Consider the following 5500-nt stretch of genomic DNA (forward strand, 5'->3'; position numbering starts at 1 on the left):
CGGCGTGCTGGACGAGACCACCGGCCGGTGGGGCATCAAGGTGACCCGGGTGGAGATCAAGGCGATCGAGCCGCCGCCGAGCATCCGGGACTCGACGTTCGGCCCGCAGCCAGGCCGCCCGGGGAAAGGCGGCGAGATCCGGTACGCCGGGCGTCAGGTCCAGCTCCGCCGGGGCGGTGCGGAGCGCGTCGAAGACGTCGGCGTCCGGGCGGGCGGCGAACACCTCGACCGGGGTGGCCGGCGCCGGCGTGCGGGTGACCACGGCGGCCGGGGTGGCCACCACGACGGTGCCGGCCCGGCCCCGGCCGACGACGTGCCCGTCCTCGGTCAGCCGCTGGTACGCCTCGGTCACCACACCCCGGGAGACGCCCAGCTCGGCGGCGAGGACCCGGCTGGCCGGCAGGCGGGTGCCCACCGGCACCCGGCCGTCCGCCATGGCGGCCCGCAACCGTCCCGCCAGCCAGTCGGCGCGCCCGCCGGGCGGGGCGTCCCCGACATCCAGCTGGAGGAAATCGGCGCCGGCCGTTATGGACTCCTCGACTGCCGAGCGTTTGGCCCTGTCCATCGGACCATTATGGCCGCAGGCTGGACGGCATGACGATCGCCTTTCTGCTGACCACGCTGGTCGTGGTGCTCACCCCGGGCACCGGCGTGGTGTACACGCTCTCCACCGCCCTCACGTCCGGCCGGCGCGCCGGACTCGCGGCCGCCGTGGGCTGCACGGCCAGCCTCGTACCGCACGTGGCCGCCGCGGTGACCGGCCTCGCGGCCCTGCTGCACGCCGGCACCCTCGCGTTCCGGGTGGTGACCTGGCTGGGGGTGGCGTACCTGCTCTGGATGGCCTGGTCCGCGCTGCGCGACCGGACGGCGCTGGCGGTCGACGACGGCCGCCCACCCCGACCGACCGCACGGGTGGTCCGCGACGGCGTGCTGGTGAACCTGCTCAACCCGAAGGTGACCGTGTTCTTCGTGGCGTTCCTGCCGCAGTTCGTGCCTCCGGATGCGCCGGCCGCCACCGGTCGGATGCTGCTGCACGGCCTGGTGTTCATGCTCGCGACGCTGGCCGCCTTCGCCGGGTTCGCCGTGCTGGCCGGGGGCCTGCGCCGCCGGGTGCTGTCCCGGCCCCGGCTGACCGCGCTGCTGCGGCACGGCTTCGCCGGCAGCTTCCTCGCCCTCGGCCTCGGCCTGGCCCTGACCGCCCGGTGACTCGACACCGCCCGGCCGCCCGGCAACTCCGCCCCGCCCTGACCGCCCGACAAGGAGCGTCCATGCGATTCCAGCACTCGCCAGAGATCTGGTCGACCTTTCCCGAGCTGAGCTGCGGGGTCCTGCACGCCACCGGGCTGGATTCCACCGTCGATGTCGGACGGTTCCTCGCCCGGCACGCTGACGCGGCCCGGGCCCGGTTCGCCGCCGGGCCGGAGGGCGGCTACCCGGAGATCCAGGCGTGGCGGCGGGCGTTCGCGCGGATGGGGCTGGCCCCAACCCGCTACCGGTGCGCCGCCGAGTCGCTGCTGCGCCGGTTGCGCCGCGAGGGCGCGCTGCCCCGGCTGCACCCGCTGGTGGACGTGGGCAACGCGCTCTCCATCGGGTACGCCGTCCCGGTGGCCGTCCTGGACCTCGACCGGATCGGCGGCGACCTGACCGTACGCCCGGCCACCGGCGCGGAGACGTACCTGACCCTCGGCGGGGAGGAGGAGCGCCCGGAGCCGGACGAGGTGATCTTCGCGGACGCGGCCGGCCGGGCCCATTCCCGGCGCTGGACCCACCGGCAGAGCGGCTGGTCGGCCGTCCGCGAGGGCACCGGCGAGGTGCTGGTGGTGATCGAGGCGATGCATGACGGCGGGGCGGAGACGGTGCGCCGGATGCTCGCGGAGCTGAGCGAGGTGCTGGTGACGCCGGCCCGGGCGGCGGTGCTCACCGCCGACGCCCCGCGGTTCGCGGTGACGGCGGCCCGGGCCGGCTGACCGGTCAGGCCGTCTCGCCGGGAGCGAGATACCCGTAGCCTGGGACGGTCTCGCCGAACCAGCCGTTCACGCTGTCCAGGCCCCGGTCGTTGAGCTGGGCGTCGTGGATCGGGTAGACCCGCTGCGCGCCGACCGTGGTGGCGAAGGTGATCGCCTCGGTCAGCTTCAACCATGACCCCTGAGCCGGCACCAGCAGGGTCTCCACCGGCGCGCCGGGCAGCGCCAGCGAATCCCCCGGGTGGTAGACCGCGTCGTCGACGAGATAACCGAGGTTGGCGCAGTCCGGCTGCCCGTCGTGGATGAACGCGTGCCGGCCGCCGCACGCGGTGACGGCGAACCCGGCGGCGGTGAACCGGTCGCCGGCCGCCACCCGGGTCACCGGCAGCGGCGCCAGGTCGGGCAGCCGGGCGGTGTCCGGCGCGAAGACCGGCACGCCGAGACCGGCCAGCCGCAGCACGTCGACGTGGTCGGTGTGCTCGTGGGTGACCAGCACCGCGTCGGCCCCGACCAGGGCCCTCGGTTCACTCCAGGTGCCGGGGTCGATGACCAGGACGCGGCCCTCGTGTTCGAGGCGGACGCAGGCGTGGGTCCACTTGGTGATCTTCACCCGGCCGAACCTAGCCCCCCGGCGGCGGCCACGCCGCCCCTCAGCGGTCGCCCCGCCGGGGCTCCTCGTCGCCCCTCTCCATGATCTCGTCGAACTCGGCCGGGCTGATCTCGCCGGTGCGCAGTCGCCGGGCGTTGGCGGCGAACCGGGCGATCGCCGCGCCCCGCGGATTCGGCGGGGTGACCAGGCCGCTCTCCACGCCGAGCGCGGTCGCCTCGTCGGCGACCTGCCGGGGGTCGTCGACGTCGACCGGCTCGCCGTGCAGCTCGCGCAGCGCCGAGGCGAGCTGCGCGTCGCTGGTGCCCCACCACTGCCGGGCCAGCTCGACCGTGCGGCCGAGGCTGTCCTCGCCGACCCGCTCGGCGCGCAGCACCGCGCGCATCATGCTCAGGAAGGTGACGGTGACGGCGTCGGAATCATCGGCGATCATGTCGGCAGCGTATCGACCCGCTGCGACAAAACCCGCGGCGCGTCCCACCGTGGGCGGCATGATCGTGGCATGGAGCGACGACCGCCCCGGGGGCACCGGAACGTCCCGCACACCGCCGACGTCCGGATCGAGGCGTGGGCGCCGGACCGGGAGGGCTGCCTGGCCGAGGCGGTGACCGCGCTGGTGGACACCTTCGTGGACACCACCGGCGTCGAACCCGGGGCGGAGACCGCGTACCGGGTGCCGCCCGGCGACGACCCCGACCTGCTGGTCGCGGTCCTCGACGAGGTGATCTTCCGGCTGGACACCGAGGGCGAGGTGCCGCTGGCGACCGACGTGCGGCCGGCCGAGGACGGCGGCCTGCTGGTGCGCTGGCGGGTGGTCGGCACCGACGCGGTGGAGGCGATCGGCGCGGTCCCCAAGGCGGTGTCGCTGCACGAGCTGCGCTTCGGCCCGGACGGCGCCGGCTGGTCCGGTGCGGTGACCCTGGACGTGTGAGGCCCGCTCAGCCCTTCACCACGCCGAGCGGCACCAGCCGGGCCACCCGCCGGCACAGGCCCGCCCCTTCGGCCGCCGCCACCACCGCGGTGATGTCCTTGTACGCGGCCGGCATCTCCTCGGCCAGCCCACGGCGGGACGCGCCGCGCACCGCGATGTCCTGCGCCTCCAGCTCACGGCGGGGGTCGTGCCCGCGTACCGCCTTGGTGGCCTGCTTGCGGCTCTGCACCCGCCCGGCGCCGTGGCAGGTGGAGGCCCAGGCCGGCGCGCCGGACACGCCGGTGAGCACGTACGAGCCGGTGCCCATCGAGCCGGGGATGAGCACCGGCTGCCCGGCCGGGCGCAGGTCCGCCGGCAGGTCCGGGTGCCCGGGGGGCAGGGCCCGGGTGGCGCCCTTGCGGTGCACGCACAGCCGCCGCGACGCCCCGTCCACGTCATGTGTCTCGATCTTGGCGAGGTTGTGCGAGATGTCGTACACCAGGTCGAGGTCGCAGCCGGTGACCCGGTGGAACACCCGGCGGGCGGCGTGGGCGAGCAGCTGGCGGTTGGCCCGGGCGTAGTTGGCGGCGGCGGCCATCGCCCCCAGGTAGGCGCGCCCCTCGTGGGACGCCACGGGTGTGCAGGCGAGCTGCCGGTCGGGCACCTGGATCCCGTAGCCGGGCATCACCTTCTCCATCTCGTGCACGTAGTCGGTGCAGATCTGGTGGCCCAGGCCACGGGAGCCGCAGTGGATCATCACGCAGACCTGGCCGGCCCGCAGCCCGAACGCGGCGGCGACCGTCTCGTCGTAGACCTCCTCGACGGCCTGCACCTCCAGGAAGTGGTTGCCGGAGCCGAGGCTGCCGACCTGGCGGGCGCCGCGCTCCACCGCCCGATCGCTCACCTGCGCCGGGTTCGCGTCGTCCACCGCGCCGTAGTCCTCGCAGCGGTCCAGGTCCCGCTGCACGCCGTAGCCGCGCTCGACGGCGTAGCGGGAGCCGCCGCGCAGCACCGCGTCGAGTTCGGCGCGGTCGGTGAGGTGCCACACCGCGCCCTTGCCCATGCCGCGTGGGGTGGCCTCGCCGAGGCCGTCCATCACCGCCTCCAGCCGGGGGCGCAGCCGGTCCCGGTCCAGGTCGGCGGCGAGCAGGCGGACCCCGCAGGAGATGTCGAAGCCGACCCCGCCGGGCGAGACCACTCCCCCGTGCTCGACGTCCGTGGCGGCCACCCCGCCGATCGGGAAGCCGTAGCCCCAGTGCACGTCCGGCATGGCGTACGAGGCGTCCACGATGCCGGGCAGGGTGGCCACGTTCGCCACCTGGTCGAGGGAGCGGTCGGCGTCGGCGTCCGGCAGCAGCGGCCGGGAGGCGAAGACCACGCCGGGCACGCGCATCGGGTCGTGCCGCTCGATGCGGAACCGGTACGGCGACTCCTCGACCAGGTCCATGTCGGCCCGGCTACCCCGGCCCGGCGCGGTTACACCCGCTCTGGTTCAACTCGACCGATCCGGGTAGTGCGCCAGCATGCCCCAGAGATACGAGGACTACGACCGGATCGCGATCGTCACCGGCGCCGATTCCGGCATCGGCAAGGCGTGCGTGGTGGCGCTCGCCGAGGCCGGTTTCGACATCGGCTTCACCTGGTACGGCGACCCGGCGGGCGCCGAGCGCACCGCCGCCGAGGTACGCGGCACCGGCCGCCGCTGCGAGGTGGCGGAGATGGACCTGACCCGGCTGCCGGAGGCGGCCGGGGTGATCGACGAGCTGGCCGACCGGCTCGGCGGCCTCGGGGTGCTGGTCAACAACGCCGGGACCGGCCTGGCCACGCCGTTCGTGGACGTGTCCTGGGAGCAGTGGCGGGAGGTGCTCTCCGTCGACCTGGACGGCGCGTTCCTCTGCTCCCAGCGGGCCGCCCGGCGGATGCGGGCGGGGGGCCCGGGGCGGCGCCTCTCCACGGAGCACAGCCGCGACCCCAACACCCCCCCGCGCGGGGGGGCGGCCGACTGAACGCCCCACCGTG

7 protein-coding genes and 1 pseudogene are annotated in these 5500 nt (G+C 75.2%); 4 read left to right on the forward strand and 4 right to left on the reverse strand.

The window, feature by feature from the left end; all coding sequences use genetic code 11:
* Nucleotides 1-340: 340 nt before the first annotated feature.
* Nucleotides 341-565, reverse strand: a pseudogene (locus tag ACWEVO_RS28910) (GntR family transcriptional regulator); the annotation flags it as partial.
* Nucleotides 566-594: 29 nt separating this feature from the next.
* Here ACWEVO_RS28910 and ACWEVO_RS28915 point away from each other — a divergent pair.
* A complete protein-coding gene (locus tag ACWEVO_RS28915) occupies nt 595-1206 on the forward strand; it encodes a LysE family translocator (RefSeq protein ID WP_452310640.1) in 612 nt (203 codons plus the stop codon).
* Between the two features lie 62 nt (nt 1207-1268).
* Complete coding sequence (locus ACWEVO_RS28920) at nt 1269-1967, forward strand: B3/B4 domain-containing protein (protein ID WP_452310641.1); 699 nt, start codon at nt 1269-1271, stop codon at nt 1965-1967.
* A 4-nt stretch (nt 1968-1971) separates the two neighbouring features.
* Here ACWEVO_RS28920 and ACWEVO_RS28925 read toward each other — a convergent pair whose 3' ends face one another.
* A complete protein-coding gene (locus ACWEVO_RS28925) occupies nt 1972-2574 on the reverse strand; it encodes an MBL fold metallo-hydrolase (protein WP_452310642.1) in 603 nt (200 codons plus the stop codon).
* Between the two features lie 40 nt (nt 2575-2614).
* Nucleotides 2615-3004 (reverse strand): hypothetical protein, encoded by a 390-nt coding sequence (locus ACWEVO_RS28930; protein WP_452310643.1) that lies wholly within the window; start codon nt 3002-3004, stop codon nt 2615-2617.
* A gap of 69 nt (nt 3005-3073) precedes the next feature.
* Here ACWEVO_RS28930 and ACWEVO_RS28935 point away from each other — a divergent pair, with 69 nt between their 5' ends.
* The gene (locus ACWEVO_RS28935) at nt 3074-3502 is read left to right on the forward strand and encodes an archease (protein ID WP_452310644.1); all 429 of its coding nucleotides are present in this window, start codon (nt 3074-3076) and stop codon (nt 3500-3502) included.
* Nucleotides 3503-3509: 7 nt separating this feature from the next.
* Here ACWEVO_RS28935 and ACWEVO_RS28940 read toward each other — a convergent pair whose 3' ends face one another.
* Nucleotides 3510-4928 carry an RtcB family protein gene (locus ACWEVO_RS28940; protein ID WP_452310645.1) on the reverse strand — a complete coding sequence of 473 codons (1419 nt, stop codon included), beginning with the start codon at nt 4926-4928 and terminating at the stop codon, nt 3510-3512.
* 76 nt (nt 4929-5004) lie between these two features.
* On the opposite strand from ACWEVO_RS28940, the gene ACWEVO_RS28945 reads away from it, so the two are divergent.
* Nucleotides 5005-5487 (forward strand): SDR family NAD(P)-dependent oxidoreductase, encoded by a 483-nt coding sequence (locus tag ACWEVO_RS28945; RefSeq protein ID WP_452310646.1) that lies wholly within the window; start codon nt 5005-5007, stop codon nt 5485-5487.
* Nucleotides 5488-5500 lie beyond the last annotated feature (13 nt).

The sequence above is a fragment of the Micromonospora sp. NPDC003776 genome (genome assembly GCF_053605645.1).